Genomic DNA, 15,714 nt, shown 5'->3' with positions numbered 1-15,714 from the left:
ATAAACGGGCTTATTGCTTAATAATCTTCTTATTCTCAAAAAAAGACATTAGTCAAAATTATAAAAATATCCTTAACATTGTTAAATTATCTTAAAAATTTTGAAACTATTATATTATGTTAGATTAATTCTTAAAGAACGGGGCATTTTTTTACTATCTTAATCAATAGCATTTATTATTTAAAGCTATCGTTATTAATAACTTACCGAAATTTTGCCCAACCCGTTTCAGTTCTTTAAATTTGGCGTAAAATTTGAGAATAATAAAAAAACAGAAAAATTTATACATGAAAAAATATATTATCGCCGCAGCTTTGGTCATAGGAACAGGTGCTGTTATTAATACTGCAATGCAGTCCTGCTCTACCCTTGCAACCACTGATCTGGGATTATCTGTTATAAAAAGGCTTTTGCTGAACGGTATAGATAAAGGGATGGGAATTTATGGCAATAAAGAAGCCTTCCTTCAAAATAACCTCGTTGATAAAGCATTACCTAAGCAGCTAAGGGACATTAATTCTGCACTGGAAAAAATTGCTCCCTCACTGGTAGCCAAAGAAAGGGACTATATTGCCCAGGCTGCATCCTATACCGTGAACATCTCAAGACCGATCCTGGAAGGCGCCGTCAACAATCTGAATGCACAGGATGTAACGAGGATCATCCAGGGAACTACGGCTACACAGATCCTGAAAGAAAAAACTTCCCAGCAACTGGTAGCTGCTATTGCCCCGAAAGTAGATGAAAAGCTCAACCAGTTTGGGATTGTAAAGACCATTAATACGGCTTTATCCGGAAGCAATCTGCTGGGCAGCCTGTTGGGAGGAGGTAAAAATACGGTGAATGCAGGCGGATTAAGCCAATTGGCATCCGAACAGATGGTGAACGGGCTGTTCAATATCATTGAAGATTATGAGCATCAGAATTCAAAATCCATTTTAGGGCCACTTGGAAAATAGAGAAATTTTCACTATATTTATATATAATTAATATTGGCAGATGGATATATTACAAGGAAACCAACATGCAACTCCTGAGGATTTTTATAATTCTTTGAAGGAGAAACTGGAAGATCATCATGATTTTCCGGAAGACTATTTATTTAAATTCATTATTCCGACAGACCAGTCCAAGCTTACGGAGATTTACCGTGTTTTTGACGGTATCAAGTTCACACTGGGAAACCGTGAAAGCAAAAACGGAAAATATACTGCCTGCAACATTAATGCATTTGTACTCGATGCGGATCAGGTGGTGAATATTTATAAAGAAGTAGCAAAAATAGAAGGCGTGATCCTTCTTTAAAGTAAAAAGTCAGCTTGAAGCTGACTTTTTTGTTTATGTTTTCAATGTTGTTTCCAAATTATTTTTCAATAAAAAACTTTACATTTTCAATAGGCCTTCCCAGCATTGCTACGGAACCTTTTATTAAGATCGGCCTTTGAATTAATGATGGATTTTCAGACAGGATCCTGATCCATTCTTCCTCAGAATAATTCTTACTTGCAAATTGATCCATATACAGTTTCTCCGTTTTCCGGATGATATGAAAAACGCTCTGATTAAGTTTCTTCAGTACCGTTCTGATCTCTAATATACTCAGCGGGTCTTCCATCATATTAATGATCTCAAACGGTACTCCGTTCTCATCCAGATACTCCAGAACGGCATTGGATTTTGAACAATTTCCATTATGTAATACCTTCACTAACATTTTGATTAATTTATAAACTTGTTCTTAACAAATTTAGTAATAAGCCGGATTACGGATGTCTTAATTTATAATAAATAATTGTTAAAAGAGACCGTTAAGCTCTGCTTCTATCTTTTCCAGAATAAATCCGAAATCTTCAGGCTTTTCCACAAAATCAAGGTCGTCCACTTCAATGATCAGCAGTTTTCCTTCCGTATAACCTGAGATCCATTTTTCATATTTCTGGTTAAGTTTTGAAAGGTATTCGATACTGATGGATGCCTCATATTCCCTTCCTCTTTTATAGATCTTTTTAACCAGGTTGGGAACATCGGATTTCAGATAGATCAGCAGGTCAGGAGCTGAAACAAAAGATTTCATCAGGCTGAATACGGATGCATAATTATTGAAATCCCTGTCCGAAAGCAGTCCCATATCATTAAGGTTTTCGGCAAAAATATGTGCATCTTCATAGATCGTACGATCCTGGATGATATTTTTACCGCTTTCCCGGATTTCCTTTACCTGACGGAACCTACTTCCGAGGAAATAGATTTGGAGTGCAAAACTCCACTTACTCATATCTGCGTAGAAGTCTTCCAGATAAGGATTATGATCTACATCCTCAAACTGTGCACTCCATCCGTAATGCTTGGCAAGCATAGTCGTTAAAGTAGTTTTTCCCGCTCCGATATTTCCTGTAACCGCAATGTGCATATTTTCCCTTACTGTTTTTACTGATGATTATATAACTCAATTCCCGCAGCCTGAACTTCTGAAGTATCTTCAATAAGCTTTTCCAGAGTATTTTCCACCTTTTTTTCCTCCGGTACCTCAGTCGTTTCGGCAGGCTTTTCAGCCTCCTTTTCAACAGGCTCTTTTACTGATGGCTCTGAAGGCTGTCCTATAGTTTCTTCAGTGGGTTCCTGTTTTGTCTGTTCTTTAGCTGTTCTTTTTTCGAGGCTGTAAAGATAAAGTTTGTTGGCTTTGATTTCAAAAAAAGAAAGGGTGTTTTTATCCACAATCTGTGCATCGGTATCCTCAAAAACTTTCACCAGTTCTTTTTCAGGAATGTATTTTAGTATTGAATTTTTAGTAATTACCAGAACGGACTCATTTTCTCTTCTGAAACGTTTTCCGTTTTCTACAGGAACTTCAAAAAGTTTTTCAAATTTAAGGGTATAGACGATCAGAGATTTCCGGGTCAGGATATAAACCTTATTTTCAAACACCAGAAGGTCCGTCAGGTCATCAAAACCGGCATCAAAAGGATAAGAATTGATGGTCGTCTCGTTTCTGAAGTTATACTGGATCAGGCGCTTTGCACTGTCATCCAAAAGCCAAAGCTGCTGAAGATCTTCTGCATAAGCCATTTTTATAAACCCGAATTTCTGCTTGAAATCTACTTTTTGAATTTCGTTAAGGTTCTGGTCTACCAATTTCAGTTCCTGGGCATTTTCCGAAAACAATGGAACGGTAAGTGGATTTTGTACGCTCTGCACTTTATAGGGAACGGTAAGCATCATTTTCCCGATCTGCTTTCCCAGTGAGTCATATTTGGTAAGACTGAAGTCCTTATTCTTATAGATATACAGGTTTCCGTAATCATCCGCAAACATATCTCCTGCTTCCTTAAGCTTTAAAGTATCTAAAGGAAGACTCTTCTGTGCAGATAATGAACAGAAAATAAGGATCAGTATGAGGTGTATTAATTTCAATATTTTTTTCTAATGCAATGCTCATAAAGAGTACTGCCAATTTACATACTTTATTCTATTCCAATAAAAATTCCTGAAAATTTTTCATTCTTTTATGGCAATCTGATAAATTTTCGGCCAGTTTTTCCCGGTGATCAGCATATGGTCTCCCTTAAAGGCAATTCCGTTCAGTACATCATTCTCTCCTTCGCCATTTTCATCAGCAATTTTTGTAAAGTCAAATTTCCCGACTACTTCACCGGTTACCGGATTGATCTTCAAAATAAAAGGCTTTTGCCATACATTGGCATATACAAAACCTTTATGGTATTCCAGTTCATTCAACTGATCATATTTCTGAGCGCTTCCCGCCACGGCAATACGCCCGATCAATTCCGATGGATTTTCAGGATCGAGGAAATATAAAAACTTACTCCCGTCAGATGCGATAAGTTTCTTTCCGTCATATGTCAGCCCCCAGCCTTCTCCTAATAAATTAGGATAAGCAAATTCAGATAATAGTTTTAAGGAATTCTTATCATAAATATACCCTTTCTTACTCTGCCAGGTCAGCTGATATACTTTGTCCCCTACAATGGTACATCCTTCTGAAAAATCTTTACGGGATTGTTTGGTGGAGGCAATAGGAACTGTAGTTCCCAATATGTATTTTATCATCTGTGAAGACCCTTTTTCCCCGTCACTTTCATACACCGTATTTCCTTCCAACTGGAAGCCCTGCACAAAGTTCTTGGGATTATGAGGATATTCGACTATCACCTGATAGGAAATATTCTGTTCGGTTTTTTTTGCAAAAACATTAATGGTTGCGTCCTGGGTTAAAGCCTTACCATCTTTTGTCTTGATATTAAACGTAATTTCATTGTCGCCCAATGTATAAAATCCGGGATCTATGCTCATGTCCGAAGTTTCTTTATCTTCAAAACTTATGGAGATACTCTCTGCGTTATCCGTTACATCTTTAGGAATCTTCAGCTGGTCTCCAAAGTGGTACCCTTTTCCTTCCATTGAGTTATTATAATAGCTTAAAGTATTCAGGATCATCCTATTTTTATCACACGACACCAACAGTAAGACTGCTGCGAAACCTGTTATTATATTTTCTTTCACCGGTTTTTATAATATTTTATCAAAAATAACAAAAATTTATTCTGATCATTGATTTCATTGCGACGGAATCGGGAAATCTCTTTTTAATAAAAACAGCGTTCCTTAAGAACGCCGTTTATTATATTTTCACTTGGAAACTGTTTAATGATAGTTATTTAACAGCAACTTCATAAATTTTCGACCAGTTTTTCCCGGTAATCAGCATATTGTCCCCTTTAAAAGCAATTCCGTTCAGTACATCGTCAGTTCCCTTGGTATTTTGCTTGGTGATCTCAGTAAAATCGAATTTCCCTACCACTTCACCGTTTATCGGATTAATTTTCAGGATAACCGGTTTTTGCCATACGTTGGCATAGATAAATCCGTTATGGTATTCCAACTCATTCAGCTGGTCATATGCCTGGGCACTTCCGGCCACAGCAATATGCTTAACTAACTTTGAAGGGTCTTTCACATCCAGGAAGTATAATAATTTGCTGCCATCGGAAGCTATAAGGCTTTTACCATCATATGTTAACCCCCAACCTTCTCCCAATACATTAGGATAGGCAAACTCGGATACCAATTTTAATGAATTTTTGTCATAGATATATCCTTTTTTGCTTTGCCATGTCAGCTGATAGACTTTGTCCCCCACAATAGTGCTTCCTTCGGAAAAGTCTTCCTGTGCCTGTTTAGTTGACGCAAGAGGGGTTGTAGTTCCCAGTGTGTATTTTAAAATCTGAGAAGCTCCGTTCTGACCATCACTTTCGTAAACTGTATTCCCTTCCAGCTGGAAACCCTGTACAAAATTTTTAGGTTCATGCGGATATTCGGCTACGATCTGATAGGACATGTTTTTTTCAGGATTTTTTGCAAAAACATTGATGGTTGCATCCTGATTTAGCGTTTCACCTCCTTTTGTTTTGATATTGAATGTAACAGCGTTATCTCCTAAGGTATAGAATTTAGAATCTACTGTAAGATCTGAGGTTTCCTTATCTCCAAAGCTTATGGTAATGCTTTCTGCATTGTCCGTAACCTCTTTCGGAAGCTGCAGCTTATCCCCGAAATGATATCCTTTACCTTCCATAGAGTTGTTATAGTCACTGAGACTATTCAGTATCTTTTCATCTTTATTACATGATGCCAGCAACAAAATGGCAGCAAAACCCGCTATTATATTTTTTTTCATTGAATTTCTAAATATTTCCCCAAAAATAGCAAATTTTATTCCGCTTTGCTAATTTCATTTACAGGCTGTCCGAATTGTAATATATAACCATTATTGTCGTAGATAGCAAATTCCCTCATCTCCCATTCAAAGGTCTCGATCTCATAACAAACTTTTGTTTTCATTTTCAGGTCTTCCCAAAGTTCATCCACATGATCCACATTAAAATAAAAGGATCCGGTAAAGCCTATTCTTTCCAATTTTTCATGCTCATTAGGCTTAGAAAGCATGATCTGAACATCATCTTTACGAAGGGAAGCCCATTGCCAGTCCTCATTCTTTCCCAAAAGGGAAAACCCTAAAGTATGGGTATAGAATCCTATTGTTTCATCTAAATTTTCTGTCCAGAGTATCAGACGGAGAAAGCTGTATTTTGCCATATGTTCTCTGTAAAAAAAAATCAAACCACAAAAAGCGCAAAAGTTTTTGAGACACTTAAGTTTCTTTGGAAGATCTCTGAAAAGTATATTTAAGTATACATTAACTCTTGAAAATATCTGATTTTCTTCTTATGTACTTTTTAAAGTTCATTTAAAAGCTTTTTATGTCTTTTGTAGTTATCAATTAAAATTTACCTGGTTACTGATTTATAAGATCAAACGCAAAGAAAATTATTCTCTGCGTTTATGCTGTTATTTTTCCAGATAGGATTTCATGCTTTGCCCGATAATTCCGTTCCAGCCTCCTGTAAAACTTTCTCTTGAAAAATCCTTACCCAGATCTGTGAAGCTATCGGTACCCTCATGGATGAGTTTTAGCAAGGTTCCATCGTCTTCAGGCTGCAACTCCCATGTTACAATGGTTTTTTCTTTAGAAAATTCCGGATAAGCCCAGGTATGCTTCAGCTTCCGGCCTGAAATGATCTCTAAGATCTCACATTGATGGTAGTATTTTTTCGCATCACCGGGTTCGTAAAAATTGAACTGCTTTCCCACTTCCGGTTCGAAATCGGGTATATCGAAATACCAGGATTTCATTTCACTTTTATCGGTAAGTGCTTTCCATGCTTTTTCAATGGGAGCATTTATTTTATACTGTACAAGGATCGGAGTACTCATATTAATATTTTCAGTATTATGGTTCTATCCATGTGAAAAACCGGTGATCTTGGCTTCTTCAAAATCAAGCTGCATTTCTATGGTTCTCATCACATGGTCATCAAATATTTTTTCTTTCTTCATTCTGTGAAGCTCGTTTCTCTGTGCCTGAATGATCTGGCGAAGGGCATCTTTGGTCTCATTAACAGCTGCTATATAATCTCCCGTAGAAGCCATGCATTCGGCTTTATCCGCCATCATCATCATTTCATTTTCCAATTTATGTTTTTGGTGGCGTATCAGGCTGTTTTTTTCGGCCAGTTCGGAAAAGTCAGAATCCAGCTTTTGCAAAGCGGTTTCTTTCAATTTTTTCATCAGGATAATTTCCTGTTTCTCCGCCGGTAGTTCGCTTCCTGCATCATTTACTTTTAACAACTTTAGAATCGGGGTTAAAAGTAGTCCCTGCCCTACTAAAGTAATCAAAATAATGACAAAAGTCACGAATAAAATAATATTACGGTGCGGAAATGCTTCTCCATTGGGTAAGAATGCAGGAATAGATAATGCTGCTGCCAGAGAAACCACCCCTCTCATGGCTGCAAAACTGATGATAAAGGGTTCCCGCCAGTCCGGTTTAGGGACTTTCATCCTTAATTCCTTGGAACAAATCCTTGGGAAATACATCAGGGCATAGCTGTATAGAATCCTGGTCAGGATAATCGCTCCGCCAATTACAATACTGTATAAAATCCCTTCGGAAATGGTGTAGTCCTTCATGGCGGCTACTACAACCGGCAACTCAAGCCCGATAAGGATGAAGATCAGGGTATTCATCAGGAATATGAGTACACTCCATACATTCCCGGACTGTATCCTTGAGGTATGACTCAGATAACAGTGTGAATTGTATGACATTAATAATCCTCCTGTAACAACCGACAATACTCCTGAAAAATGAAAGTGTTCGGCACCGATGTACATGATGTATGGAACGATCAGGGTAATGATAGTATCTATATTGGAATTGGACGGAATGATCTTTAACAAAGCTCCGAAAAGTAAGCCGGATCCCACTCCTACTGCTATTCCTCCGACAGCCATGCTAAAAAAGTCTTTGACTGCTTCTCCAAAGATAAACTGCCCGGAGACTACCGCTGCCAAAGCAAATTTAAATACAATTAAACTCGAAGCATCATTGATAAGGCTTTCACCTTCAAGTATGCTTGTGATCTTTCTTGGGATCTTCATGTGCTTCAGTACGGATGTTGCAGCCACCGCATCGGGTGGAGAATTCACTCCTCCCAACAGGAATCCCATGGCTACGGTAAGCCCCGGAATAATGGAGGAAGAAAGGTAAGCCACGACTACGGAAGTAAGGAAAACCAACCCGAAAGCCATTGAAAAAATCTGCTTTCTCCATTTATGAAAATCCTGCCAGGAGGTAAACCATGCAGCCTCGAAAAGAATCGGAGGCAGGAAAATAAGGAAAACCAAGTCAGGCTCTATCTCTATATGCGGCATTCCCGGGATCAGGCTGATCAATAATCCTGCAATAACCAGGAAAATGGGATAAGCTACTTTCAGTTTCTGCCCTATCATTACCAATATCATCACAGAGAGTAAAACTGCAATCGATATTATGACATAATTGTGAATCATCGTTTATTTCTCTTTATTTTATTAGAATCTGAATTTCAAGGCAGATAAAAAGAAATTTATCTTTCCTCTTTACAATACAATGTTATTTTTCGGGGTGATGGCAGGTGGAAGATTGTCTTCATCCAGCATATCCCTCATATCAATTTCTATGGTACGGCTGATCTGGGTGATCGGAACATCATTCGCGCTTCCCTCAAACGGGTTTACGGAAGCCTCCCCCACATTATCCAGCGTATGAAAACACCATGTTACCAATAGTGAAAACGGAATATTGAACCACACGGTCAAACCCTCAAAAGCAGTTCCTTCGCCCAGCTTATCAAATTCTTTCAACAACCCGAAAGGCACAAAAAGAATGAAAAGCAAAAGAAGATAAGTCGTAATGGACGAGAAATTCCTTGGATAGGGAAAGTTTTTGATCCTTTCCGCTTTCCCTTGATTATCGGTGAACTTTACCAACTGCTGATTAATCTGCGTCCACTGGAAATCATTAATTTCTCCTCTTGCATAAACTCCGGACAAATCCCTACTCTGGCTTGCCATTAATTGTGTTGCCCTGTTCTTCTTGCTTAAGATATATTGAAGTTCCTGCTCTGAGAGATAGTTCTTCAGCTCATCATCCAGCTTGGAAAGCTTTTCAGGGATCTCATAATACTTTGCATATTCTTCAAACTGCACCGTATTCATATTTTCCCAGGCTCTTGGCTCACGAAGCTGAAAACGAAGTGCAGTTAACCATGCATAATGACGTTTGAATATCTCTTTTACTTTATCTGAGTTTTTTTCAGAAAGTGCGTCTCTTACAATATATCCAAAACTTCGGCTGTCATTGATGATGGCTCCGTAGATCTGCCTGGCTTCCCAAAGCCGGCTGTAGCTTGCATTATTTTTGAACCCGACAATAAACGCAACAGCTGTTCCCATAATGGCAATGGGCTGCCACGGAAAGGAAAGGAACTTCCATCCGAAGAAATATAATACTGTGGGGATCGCCGCCAAAATCGTCAGAACATAAATACTTCTCCTCGTCCACATCACGAACTCCCGAAAGCCAAATCTTTTTCCTGAATGCATAGTGTTTTTTAATTTTTGTTAAACGGAATATTATTATAAAAACCGATCTGGACCTGTCCGCGGTTTTTATTCTCCTGAATCTGGTTCATATATCCAGCCTCGATCCTCAAATTCTTACTGATAACATATCCCAAAGCTCCATACACTCTATTCCTGTCGAAGACCGGACTGTTGAAATGCAGGAATATCTCATTATATACCGAAGCATATAATGTTTTGGGGAGCATTTCCTTTCTGTTGATCGGAATATTCAGTCCCAGGAGATAACGGAATCTCATTCTGAAATCATCTTCCAAAAAGCGCTCTTCCAGCCGGTAACGATGCTGAAGACTGAAACGCCCGAACTTTTGCTTTGTAATATACTGCTGAAAAATACGGTGTTCAATATTTTCTTTCTTTTCTCCGTTTACATAAGGCTGGCTCAGGATAAAACCATACCCTAACAATACGTTGTTATTATTCTCCGTAAGGTCGTATCCTATCCCGGTACGGATCAGAAGCTGTTCCAGATCTCCACCCGCATCGAAGTTACGGTACTGTATCTCATTATGCCAGTTCCATTTTTTACTGATCTTATTATTTCCAAAATACATATACCAGGCTCCCAGGTCATTATCCTGAGCATGGAATAACGCAGTACCCAGGCTGAAAATAATCAAAGCCAGTGACTTTACAATCTTCATAATTGATTTCAACTTTATTATTATCATCTATCATATTAAACATTATTAATATGAATTATCAATAATAAGGAAAAAAATTTTGATATGGAAATTTTGGTATGATTAAACAGAAATAGTTTGGATCCAAACCTCACAGGTTTAATAAAATAGAAAAGCTAATCAATAGCTTAAAGTTATTGTACTTTATAATGATGGAATCTGTTCTACCAAAATATTATTTCCGGCGGTATCGAAATAAGTACATGTCATTTCGTTCAGGTCCATCCTCCAGCCTTCAACACCATTTTCTGCACAGTCCTTACAGAATGTAAGATAATCTGTTCCGCCCTGTTGATGCAATTTCAGTCTGGATTTGAAATTATCCGGGTTTAAGTTTTCTGAAATCGTTAAGGCTTCGTATTTGCTTCCTGTAGAAGCGGATTGGTTTTCCTCGTCAAAATATTCCGTATTGCCGTCCGATACATAACTTGTATAGTGAGAAACTCCTAAATTCTTAATAGCCTGAATATATTTTGGAAAGTCTGCACCGCTTTTTACTTTTTGATGCTCCGTTTTAATTTCGTCAATTGTAAATTTCATCTTTTATTTTTTTAATTGTCTGTTTTTATTGTCCTCCTTCTAAACCTGATATCACCGCACCATACATCAGATCATCATTGTATACAGATTTTCTTATACCAGTTTTATCAATATCCTGAAATCCTGCTTTTGAGAAAAGAAGTTTTAATTTCCCGAAACTGACAGGATAAGGAACCCATTGGTTTGCATTCTCCGTATCATACTCGATTATGATGAATTTTCCGCCCGGTTTCAGGTTGTGCAGCAGGTTTTGAATCAGTTTTTCCTTTTCCCTTATGTAATGGAGAGAATTGGCCATTAAAATCCCATCAAGATCCTGAATATCTGAAACTCCATCTTCAAAATTATCCTGAATGAATTCTATTTCAACTTCTCTGTTAACAGACTGTATAGTCTGAAAGTTCCTGTCTATGGCATAAATTTTACTTCCGTCGGATAAAAGTGTGGCCAGTGCATTGGTAAATAACCCGCTTCCACATCCCAGATCTGCCCATTTTTCTGCAGATCCGGAATAGGAAAATGCGGGAATAATCAATTCTTTTGCTTCTGAAAGGTTCAACTTTTTATAAATGTATCCCTCCTGAAACCTCAATCCTTTGTCCGTTCACCCATTTGGCACTGTCGGAACAAAGAAATGCAACCACAGATCCAATATCATCAGGAAGCCCTACTCTGCCCAGCGCAGTAGCCGCCGCAATGGTTTTGTTGATCTCATCATTATCCCGAACCATACCTCCGCCAAAGTCTGTCTCAATAGCTCCCGGAGCAACAGCGTTTACCCTGATCTGTCTTTTGCCCAGTTCCAGCGCCCAGTATCTCGTCATGGTCTCCATAGCTGCTTTAAGGCTGCCATATACAGAGTATCCTGCCATGGAAAACCTCGTTAAGCCAGTTCCTATGTTAACAATTGCTCCACCGTCATTCATGACTTTCAGCGCGTTCTGAACAAGGAAATAAGGGCTTTTCATGTGGATGTTCATTAAGGTGTCAAAAGAGCTTTCATCAGTTGCTCCTAAAACAGTCGGAAGGCCTATTCCTGCATTATTGACCCAGTAATCTATTTTGGCTCCATTGAATTTTTCATTCAAAACCCGGGACAGCTCATTGAAAAATGCATCAAAGCCTTCCTGACGATCTACGCTTAACTGAATAGCTGCGGATCTTCTTCCCAGGTTTTCCACTTCCTTTACTACATCTCCTGCCTCTGATTCTTTACTGTTGTAGGTAAAAATGACATCTTTACCTTCTTTGGCAAGTGCCAGTACCATATCTTTTCCCAGACCGCGGTTTCCACCGGTAACGACTGCTATTTTATTCATAATTGTATTGATTTAAAATTTGAGATATCAAAGGTATTACAAAATAAAAACCGATGGATGATCCACCGGTTATTTTTAACTATATTTCGTATATAAAATATTAATTATTATTGCTGCATTTTCGCAGGATCATCATAGTTAACCATCCAGTTGATCCCGAATTTATCTGTAAACATTCCGAAATAAGCGCCCCAGAAGGTATCTGCCATAGGCATTGTAACCTGACCTCCCGCAGAAAGACCTCCGAACAATTTATCTGCCTCTTCTTTGGATTCTGCACCTACGGAAACAGAGAAATTATTTCCCGCTTTATAATGAGATGCCCATTCACCTCCGGTATCACTCCCCATCAATACCGTTTCTTTGGAAATAGGAAGTGAAACGTGCATGATCTTGTCTTTATCTGTTTCAGGAGTCTCCTGCCCTCCCATAGCAGGCATTTCCCCAAAAGTTCCGATATAAGGATATTCTCCTCCAAAAACAGATTTATAAAAATCGAATGCTTCTCTGCAATTCCCGTCAAATGTTAAGTAAACGTTTACTGTTGCCATAATGTTTTTAATGTTTAGTTTTAATTTGTATTTTTTAATTAAGGTTTTTCAGACAGTGCTTTTAATCTCGAAAGTCCTTTCTGGTAATCATCTCCTATCTGATCTTCCATATTCATAAACAGTTTCATTACGGTAAACGGATAAGGGATCTGCGAGGTAAATCCCCATGTTGCCTTACTTCCGTTTCCTTCCGGAACGATAGTCACATAAGCATTTGCTTCACTTTCATAAGGGGTCAGGAACCGGATTGATGTGTCTATCCTTTTGTTTGCCGCATCTATTTTTTTTACTTCCTGGCATCCTTTTCCTGCCTCTTCTTTTTTACTGTCCCAGCATACTTTTTCACCGGATTGGCCTGCTACTCCCATCCAGTCTTTTTTCATGTTGGGATCCAGATCATTCCATGGACTCCACTGGTCCATTGCCTTTAAGGTATTGGTATTCTTCCATACTTTTTCTGCCGGCGCGTTGATGGATATGGATTTTTCATATTTACAATCACCTGGAATAAAAGCGGCTATGATGAGCCAGATGATAAGCAGTCCTGCCAGAAATAATATAATTCTTTTTAATATTTTCATAATTATATGTTTTTAATGTTATCTGTGCTGATCGATCAGGATCATATTCCCGTCCGGGTCTTTTAAAAAGATATGTTCAGGTCCTGAAGTCGCTTCGTCCGCTGTTTTATCAAGCTGGATATTGTTTTTGTTCAGATGTCTCTGAATATCACGAACGTCATCAAAAGATTCCAGATTCTGGGCGTTCTCGTCCCACCCGGGATTGAATGTAAGCATATTGCCATCAAACATTCCCTGAAATAACCCGATCAAAGTGCTTCCGTTTTTCATGATCAGGTAGTTGTGTTCCATGTTTCCTCCCATGGAACTGAAACCCAGTTTTTCGTAAAATTCTTTAGATTTCTGAAGGTCCTTAACGCTTAAGCTAATTGAAAATGCTCCTAGTTTCATGCTCTGTTTTTATTTAATGCTAATTTATATCCTGCTAATACGAGTACCCAGACCAGAATCCCAAGAACCCAGAACCACGCCGGGGTAGGCAGCATAGCCAGGTTAATGATGGTAATTATGACAAAGATGATCCCGCAAATAATGGCATATATGTTCTTTCCGTCTCTGGCAATTTTTGTAGAAACAAAACCTGCAGCCAAGGCTCCCAAGGCATATGCAATAATCACAAAAAACAAGGCCATAAAAGGTGCATTGGGAATATATTCCTTCATTGCTTCCATATCGTTGCTTTTCATTCCTGCCGGCAGCGGGTACAGATAATGTCCCAGCCATTCAACGAGGCCTACAATTACAGAACCTGCAATGATGCCTGCTACCACTGATAATATTTTTCTTAACATGATGTATAAGTTTTTTATTGGTTTTTCAAGCGTGTCTTAAAATCAAGGGTTTTATCGTAGCTTTCCCAGTTTCCGATGAATTCTATGTACTGGCCCTCGATCTTCTCAGTTTTCCTGTTCCATTTGAAGGTGTAAATGAATTTGCCTTTGAAAATCCCGGAGTGCTTCCCCTTATTTTCTTCTGCCAGTTCATATTCCCCAAATACGGTTCCTTTCTTTTTAAAGTCCTTGTATTTGGTGACCGTAATTTTTCCTTCAAATTTTGAGTAGTTTGTATCTACCACTGAATACCCTGAAACGAAATACTCCTGATTATTTTTCTTGTTCTGCTCAGAAATATTGATCTTAAGCTTAATTTCCTGTGTCCCGTTACCTATTGTACCGACATAAGGTTTACTGTTATTCAGCCATACGCTGGAAATATCCGGCATCTGTTGTTGCTGTGCCAAGACAAGGTTAGAAATAAAAAGGAGGAATAATAAAAATTTTTTCATATTGTTTTTTGAATTTTAAACTCCGAATTGAGACAGATGATGGTTCAGATGTTTTGCAAACATATTATTCCATTCCTGCGCATTGAGCTTTCCGAAGGAGAAAGATTCTTTACCATCAAAAGCCGAAGACCCCATCTGCTGTGTTTTCTGGATAAAGCCGATAAGCCTTTTCTTTTCATCGTCAAAGTTTCTCCTTCCTGTAATGATAAACTGCGGTGCGGTAGGTCCTCCTTTGGAATACGCCTTTTCACCTACCACCTTGGATTTTACAAAAGTTTTTAAAATAAACTTGGCAATAGATCCCGGTTTTTTATGTTTTTCAGGCTCATAAACCATTTCATAGGAAACATTGCAGTGAGCCAGCATCTGATCAACGGTCATCTTCCCCCACAGTCCGTGAGTGTCCGGAATAAGCTTATTTATCCTGTCAATATAGTTCTGAGCATCTTTAGCATCAAATACATTTTCCATAGTTTGTTTAATTCTTTCGAAAACAAATATATCAGTTTTTTTCAATGATTTTATATACTTTTTGAAAAACCGTAAAAACCCTGAAAAAGTGGGCAGGTGATAAGTTATGAATGATGAGTGATAGGTTATCTAAGATCTTTATGAGAAACCTGCTTTATTTTAGTGTTTGATTTTTTTGTCATATATAAAAAATAAAAAGCTTCCCGCAATTTGCCGGAAGCTTTTCTATAATTAAAATTAAATCTAAATTATTTTTGAACCGCTTTTTTCATAGCAGCATCAGGGCGCAATACCCTGTAACGGACTTCCAAGTCTTTAGGAATATAAAATACCAAAGGTAATTTGCTGTTATACCTTACGATTTCCGGCTGAAGGGTAACAAATTTCTTTGTCAGCTTCTGATCCGGGCAGGCCATAAGGGTACCGCCGGTTTCTCCTTTAGACTCCACTTCATAATAATTGTATCCCCAGCCCTGCAGATCCTGAGTTTTTACGTTCCCCATCAGAAAATGTTTGTTGCAGTCCAGCATTTTTTCCGTTCCCACAAAAAATTCAACTTTCAGGTCATTTTCGTTTTTCGCAACAGGAAGCTGAATATACACCTGCTTATAACCTTCTTTTGCTTTAGGAAACATTTCTATCTCCAGTTTTTCAAATTTCTCTGCTTTTTTCTTTTGGGCAAAAGTATTTACACCCACCAACATAATCAATCCTGTAATTAAGGTTTTCGAAAATTTCATT

At 38.2% G+C, this 15,714-nt stretch carries 22 protein-coding genes; 2 read left to right on the top strand and 20 right to left on the bottom strand.

Annotation, left to right across the window (positions count from 1 at the left end):
- The first annotated feature begins 287 nt into the window (after nucleotides 1-287).
- Complete coding sequence (locus HNP38_RS00940) at nucleotides 288-959, top strand: DUF4197 family protein (RefSeq protein WP_184183051.1); 672 nt, start codon at nucleotides 288-290, stop codon at nucleotides 957-959.
- A 40-nt stretch (nucleotides 960-999) separates the two neighbouring features.
- Nucleotides 1,000-1,305, top strand: a complete 306-nt coding sequence (locus HNP38_RS00935) for a DUF493 family protein (RefSeq protein WP_184183049.1) — start codon at nucleotides 1,000-1,002, stop codon at nucleotides 1,303-1,305.
- A gap of 58 nt (nucleotides 1,306-1,363) precedes the next feature.
- On the opposite strand, the gene HNP38_RS00930 is transcribed toward HNP38_RS00935, so the two are convergent.
- From HNP38_RS00930 to eco, 20 genes are all read right to left on the bottom strand, one after another.
- Complete coding sequence (locus HNP38_RS00930) at nucleotides 1,364-1,714, bottom strand: ArsC/Spx/MgsR family protein (RefSeq protein WP_184183047.1); 351 nt, start codon at nucleotides 1,712-1,714, stop codon at nucleotides 1,364-1,366.
- An 81-nt stretch (nucleotides 1,715-1,795) separates the two neighbouring features.
- Nucleotides 1,796-2,410 carry a deoxynucleoside kinase gene (locus HNP38_RS00925; RefSeq protein ID WP_184183045.1) on the bottom strand — a complete coding sequence of 205 codons (615 nt, stop codon included), beginning with the start codon at nucleotides 2,408-2,410 and terminating at the stop codon, nucleotides 1,796-1,798.
- Nucleotides 2,411-2,427: 17 nt separating this feature from the next.
- On the bottom strand, nucleotides 2,428-3,411 hold the full coding sequence (locus HNP38_RS00920) for a hypothetical protein (RefSeq protein ID WP_184183042.1): 984 nt from the start codon (nucleotides 3,409-3,411) through the stop codon (nucleotides 2,428-2,430).
- 84 nt (nucleotides 3,412-3,495) lie between these two features.
- Nucleotides 3,496-4,521: a glutaminyl-peptide cyclotransferase gene (locus HNP38_RS00915; RefSeq protein ID WP_184183039.1), complete on the bottom strand. Its 1,026-nt coding sequence runs from the start codon at nucleotides 4,519-4,521 to the stop codon at nucleotides 3,496-3,498.
- Between the two features lie 151 nt (nucleotides 4,522-4,672).
- Nucleotides 4,673-5,695 carry a glutaminyl-peptide cyclotransferase gene (locus tag HNP38_RS00910; RefSeq protein ID WP_184183036.1) on the bottom strand — a complete coding sequence of 341 codons (1,023 nt, stop codon included), beginning with the start codon at nucleotides 5,693-5,695 and terminating at the stop codon, nucleotides 4,673-4,675.
- 35 nt (nucleotides 5,696-5,730) lie between these two features.
- Nucleotides 5,731-6,114: a VOC family protein gene (locus tag HNP38_RS00905; RefSeq protein ID WP_184183034.1), complete on the bottom strand. Its 384-nt coding sequence runs from the start codon at nucleotides 6,112-6,114 to the stop codon at nucleotides 5,731-5,733.
- Between the two features lie 252 nt (nucleotides 6,115-6,366).
- Nucleotides 6,367-6,792: an SRPBCC family protein gene (locus HNP38_RS00900; protein WP_184183032.1), complete on the bottom strand. Its 426-nt coding sequence runs from the start codon at nucleotides 6,790-6,792 to the stop codon at nucleotides 6,367-6,369.
- Nucleotides 6,793-6,816: 24 nt separating this feature from the next.
- Nucleotides 6,817-8,430, bottom strand: coding sequence for a Na+/H+ antiporter (locus tag HNP38_RS00895; RefSeq protein ID WP_184183030.1), 1,614 nt, complete (start codon nucleotides 8,428-8,430; stop codon nucleotides 6,817-6,819).
- Nucleotides 8,431-8,499: 69 nt separating this feature from the next.
- A complete protein-coding gene (locus tag HNP38_RS00890) occupies nucleotides 8,500-9,504 on the bottom strand; it encodes a bestrophin family protein (protein ID WP_184183028.1) in 1,005 nt (334 codons plus the stop codon).
- Between the two features lie 8 nt (nucleotides 9,505-9,512).
- Entirely contained in the window at nucleotides 9,513-10,187 is a 675-nt protein-coding gene (locus tag HNP38_RS00885; RefSeq protein ID WP_184183026.1) for a DUF2490 domain-containing protein, read from the bottom strand.
- Nucleotides 10,188-10,370: 183 nt separating this feature from the next.
- The gene (locus tag HNP38_RS00880) at nucleotides 10,371-10,766 is read right to left on the bottom strand and encodes a DUF1398 domain-containing protein (RefSeq protein ID WP_184183024.1); all 396 of its coding nucleotides are present in this window, start codon (nucleotides 10,764-10,766) and stop codon (nucleotides 10,371-10,373) included.
- 25 nt (nucleotides 10,767-10,791) lie between these two features.
- A complete protein-coding gene (locus HNP38_RS00875; RefSeq protein WP_228460893.1) occupies nucleotides 10,792-11,325 on the bottom strand; it encodes a class I SAM-dependent methyltransferase in 534 nt (177 codons plus the stop codon).
- Between the two features lie 4 nt (nucleotides 11,326-11,329).
- Nucleotides 11,330-12,085 carry an SDR family NAD(P)-dependent oxidoreductase gene (locus HNP38_RS00870; protein WP_184183021.1) on the bottom strand — a complete coding sequence of 252 codons (756 nt, stop codon included), beginning with the start codon at nucleotides 12,083-12,085 and terminating at the stop codon, nucleotides 11,330-11,332.
- Nucleotides 12,086-12,192: 107 nt separating this feature from the next.
- Nucleotides 12,193-12,636, bottom strand: coding sequence for a VOC family protein (locus tag HNP38_RS00865; protein ID WP_184183018.1), 444 nt, complete (start codon nucleotides 12,634-12,636; stop codon nucleotides 12,193-12,195).
- A gap of 38 nt (nucleotides 12,637-12,674) precedes the next feature.
- Nucleotides 12,675-13,217, bottom strand: a complete 543-nt coding sequence (locus HNP38_RS00860; protein ID WP_184183015.1) for an SRPBCC family protein — start codon at nucleotides 13,215-13,217, stop codon at nucleotides 12,675-12,677.
- Between the two features lie 18 nt (nucleotides 13,218-13,235).
- Nucleotides 13,236-13,607 carry a VOC family protein gene (locus tag HNP38_RS00855; protein WP_184183012.1) on the bottom strand — a complete coding sequence of 124 codons (372 nt, stop codon included), beginning with the start codon at nucleotides 13,605-13,607 and terminating at the stop codon, nucleotides 13,236-13,238.
- Nucleotides 13,604-14,008, bottom strand: coding sequence for a hypothetical protein (locus HNP38_RS00850; protein ID WP_184183009.1), 405 nt, complete (start codon nucleotides 14,006-14,008; stop codon nucleotides 13,604-13,606). The genes HNP38_RS00855 and HNP38_RS00850 overlap by 4 nt, the downstream gene beginning before the upstream one ends.
- A 14-nt stretch (nucleotides 14,009-14,022) precedes the next feature.
- A complete protein-coding gene (locus tag HNP38_RS00845) occupies nucleotides 14,023-14,502 on the bottom strand; it encodes a hypothetical protein (protein WP_184183007.1) in 480 nt (159 codons plus the stop codon).
- Between the two features lie 15 nt (nucleotides 14,503-14,517).
- Entirely contained in the window at nucleotides 14,518-14,973 is a 456-nt protein-coding gene (locus tag HNP38_RS00840) for a DUF1569 domain-containing protein (protein ID WP_184183003.1), read from the bottom strand.
- A gap of 248 nt (nucleotides 14,974-15,221) precedes the next feature.
- A complete protein-coding gene (eco, locus tag HNP38_RS00835; protein WP_184182999.1) occupies nucleotides 15,222-15,713 on the bottom strand; it encodes a serine protease inhibitor ecotin in 492 nt (163 codons plus the stop codon).
- Between the last annotated feature and the right edge of the window lies 1 nt (nucleotide 15,714).

Origin of the sequence: Chryseobacterium defluvii (assembly GCF_014204415.1) — a bacterium.
In the GTDB taxonomy this organism is placed as follows: domain Bacteria; phylum Bacteroidota; class Bacteroidia; order Flavobacteriales; family Weeksellaceae; genus Chryseobacterium; species Chryseobacterium defluvii_A.
Note: the sequence above shows the minus strand (reverse complement) of the source record. Positions and strands in the feature narration are given on the sequence as shown.

Bases quoted from the DNA above. Each gene is read 5' to 3' on its own strand.
- HNP38_RS00840 (WP_184183003.1), bottom strand. From the start codon at position 14,973: ATGGAAAATGTATTTGATGCTAAAGATGCTCAGAACTATATTGACAGG.
- HNP38_RS00880 (WP_184183024.1), bottom strand. From the start codon at position 10,766: ATGAAATTTACAATTGACGAAATTAAAACGGAGCATCAAAAAGTAAAA.
- HNP38_RS00855 (WP_184183012.1), bottom strand. From the start codon at position 13,607: ATGAAACTAGGAGCATTTTCAATTAGCTTAAGCGTTAAGGACCTTCAG.
- HNP38_RS00925 (WP_184183045.1), bottom strand. From the start codon at position 2,410: ATGCACATTGCGGTTACAGGAAATATCGGAGCGGGAAAAACTACTTTA.
- HNP38_RS00895 (WP_184183030.1), bottom strand. From the start codon at position 8,430: ATGATTCACAATTATGTCATAATATCGATTGCAGTTTTACTCTCTGTG.
- HNP38_RS00930 (WP_184183047.1), bottom strand. From the start codon at position 1,714: ATGTTAGTGAAGGTATTACATAATGGAAATTGTTCAAAATCCAATGCC.
- HNP38_RS00890 (WP_184183028.1), bottom strand. From the start codon at position 9,504: ATGCATTCAGGAAAAAGATTTGGCTTTCGGGAGTTCGTGATGTGGACG.
- HNP38_RS00940 (WP_184183051.1), top strand. From the start codon at position 288: ATGAAAAAATATATTATCGCCGCAGCTTTGGTCATAGGAACAGGTGCT.
- HNP38_RS00860 (WP_184183015.1), bottom strand. From the start codon at position 13,217: ATGAAAATATTAAAAAGAATTATATTATTTCTGGCAGGACTGCTTATC.
- HNP38_RS00865 (WP_184183018.1), bottom strand. From the start codon at position 12,636: ATGGCAACAGTAAACGTTTACTTAACATTTGACGGGAATTGCAGAGAA.
- HNP38_RS00900 (WP_184183032.1), bottom strand. From the start codon at position 6,792: ATGAGTACTCCGATCCTTGTACAGTATAAAATAAATGCTCCCATTGAA.
- HNP38_RS00935 (WP_184183049.1), top strand. From the start codon at position 1,000: ATGGATATATTACAAGGAAACCAACATGCAACTCCTGAGGATTTTTAT.
- HNP38_RS00910 (WP_184183036.1), bottom strand. From the start codon at position 5,695: ATGAAAAAAAATATAATAGCGGGTTTTGCTGCCATTTTGTTGCTGGCA.
- HNP38_RS00845 (WP_184183007.1), bottom strand. From the start codon at position 14,502: ATGAAAAAATTTTTATTATTCCTCCTTTTTATTTCTAACCTTGTCTTG.
- HNP38_RS00905 (WP_184183034.1), bottom strand. From the start codon at position 6,114: ATGGCAAAATACAGCTTTCTCCGTCTGATACTCTGGACAGAAAATTTA.
- eco (WP_184182999.1), bottom strand. From the start codon at position 15,713: ATGAAATTTTCGAAAACCTTAATTACAGGATTGATTATGTTGGTGGGT.
- HNP38_RS00850 (WP_184183009.1), bottom strand. From the start codon at position 14,008: ATGTTAAGAAAAATATTATCAGTGGTAGCAGGCATCATTGCAGGTTCT.
- HNP38_RS00870 (WP_184183021.1), bottom strand. From the start codon at position 12,085: ATGAATAAAATAGCAGTCGTTACCGGTGGAAACCGCGGTCTGGGAAAA.
- HNP38_RS00885 (WP_184183026.1), bottom strand. From the start codon at position 10,187: ATGAAGATTGTAAAGTCACTGGCTTTGATTATTTTCAGCCTGGGTACT.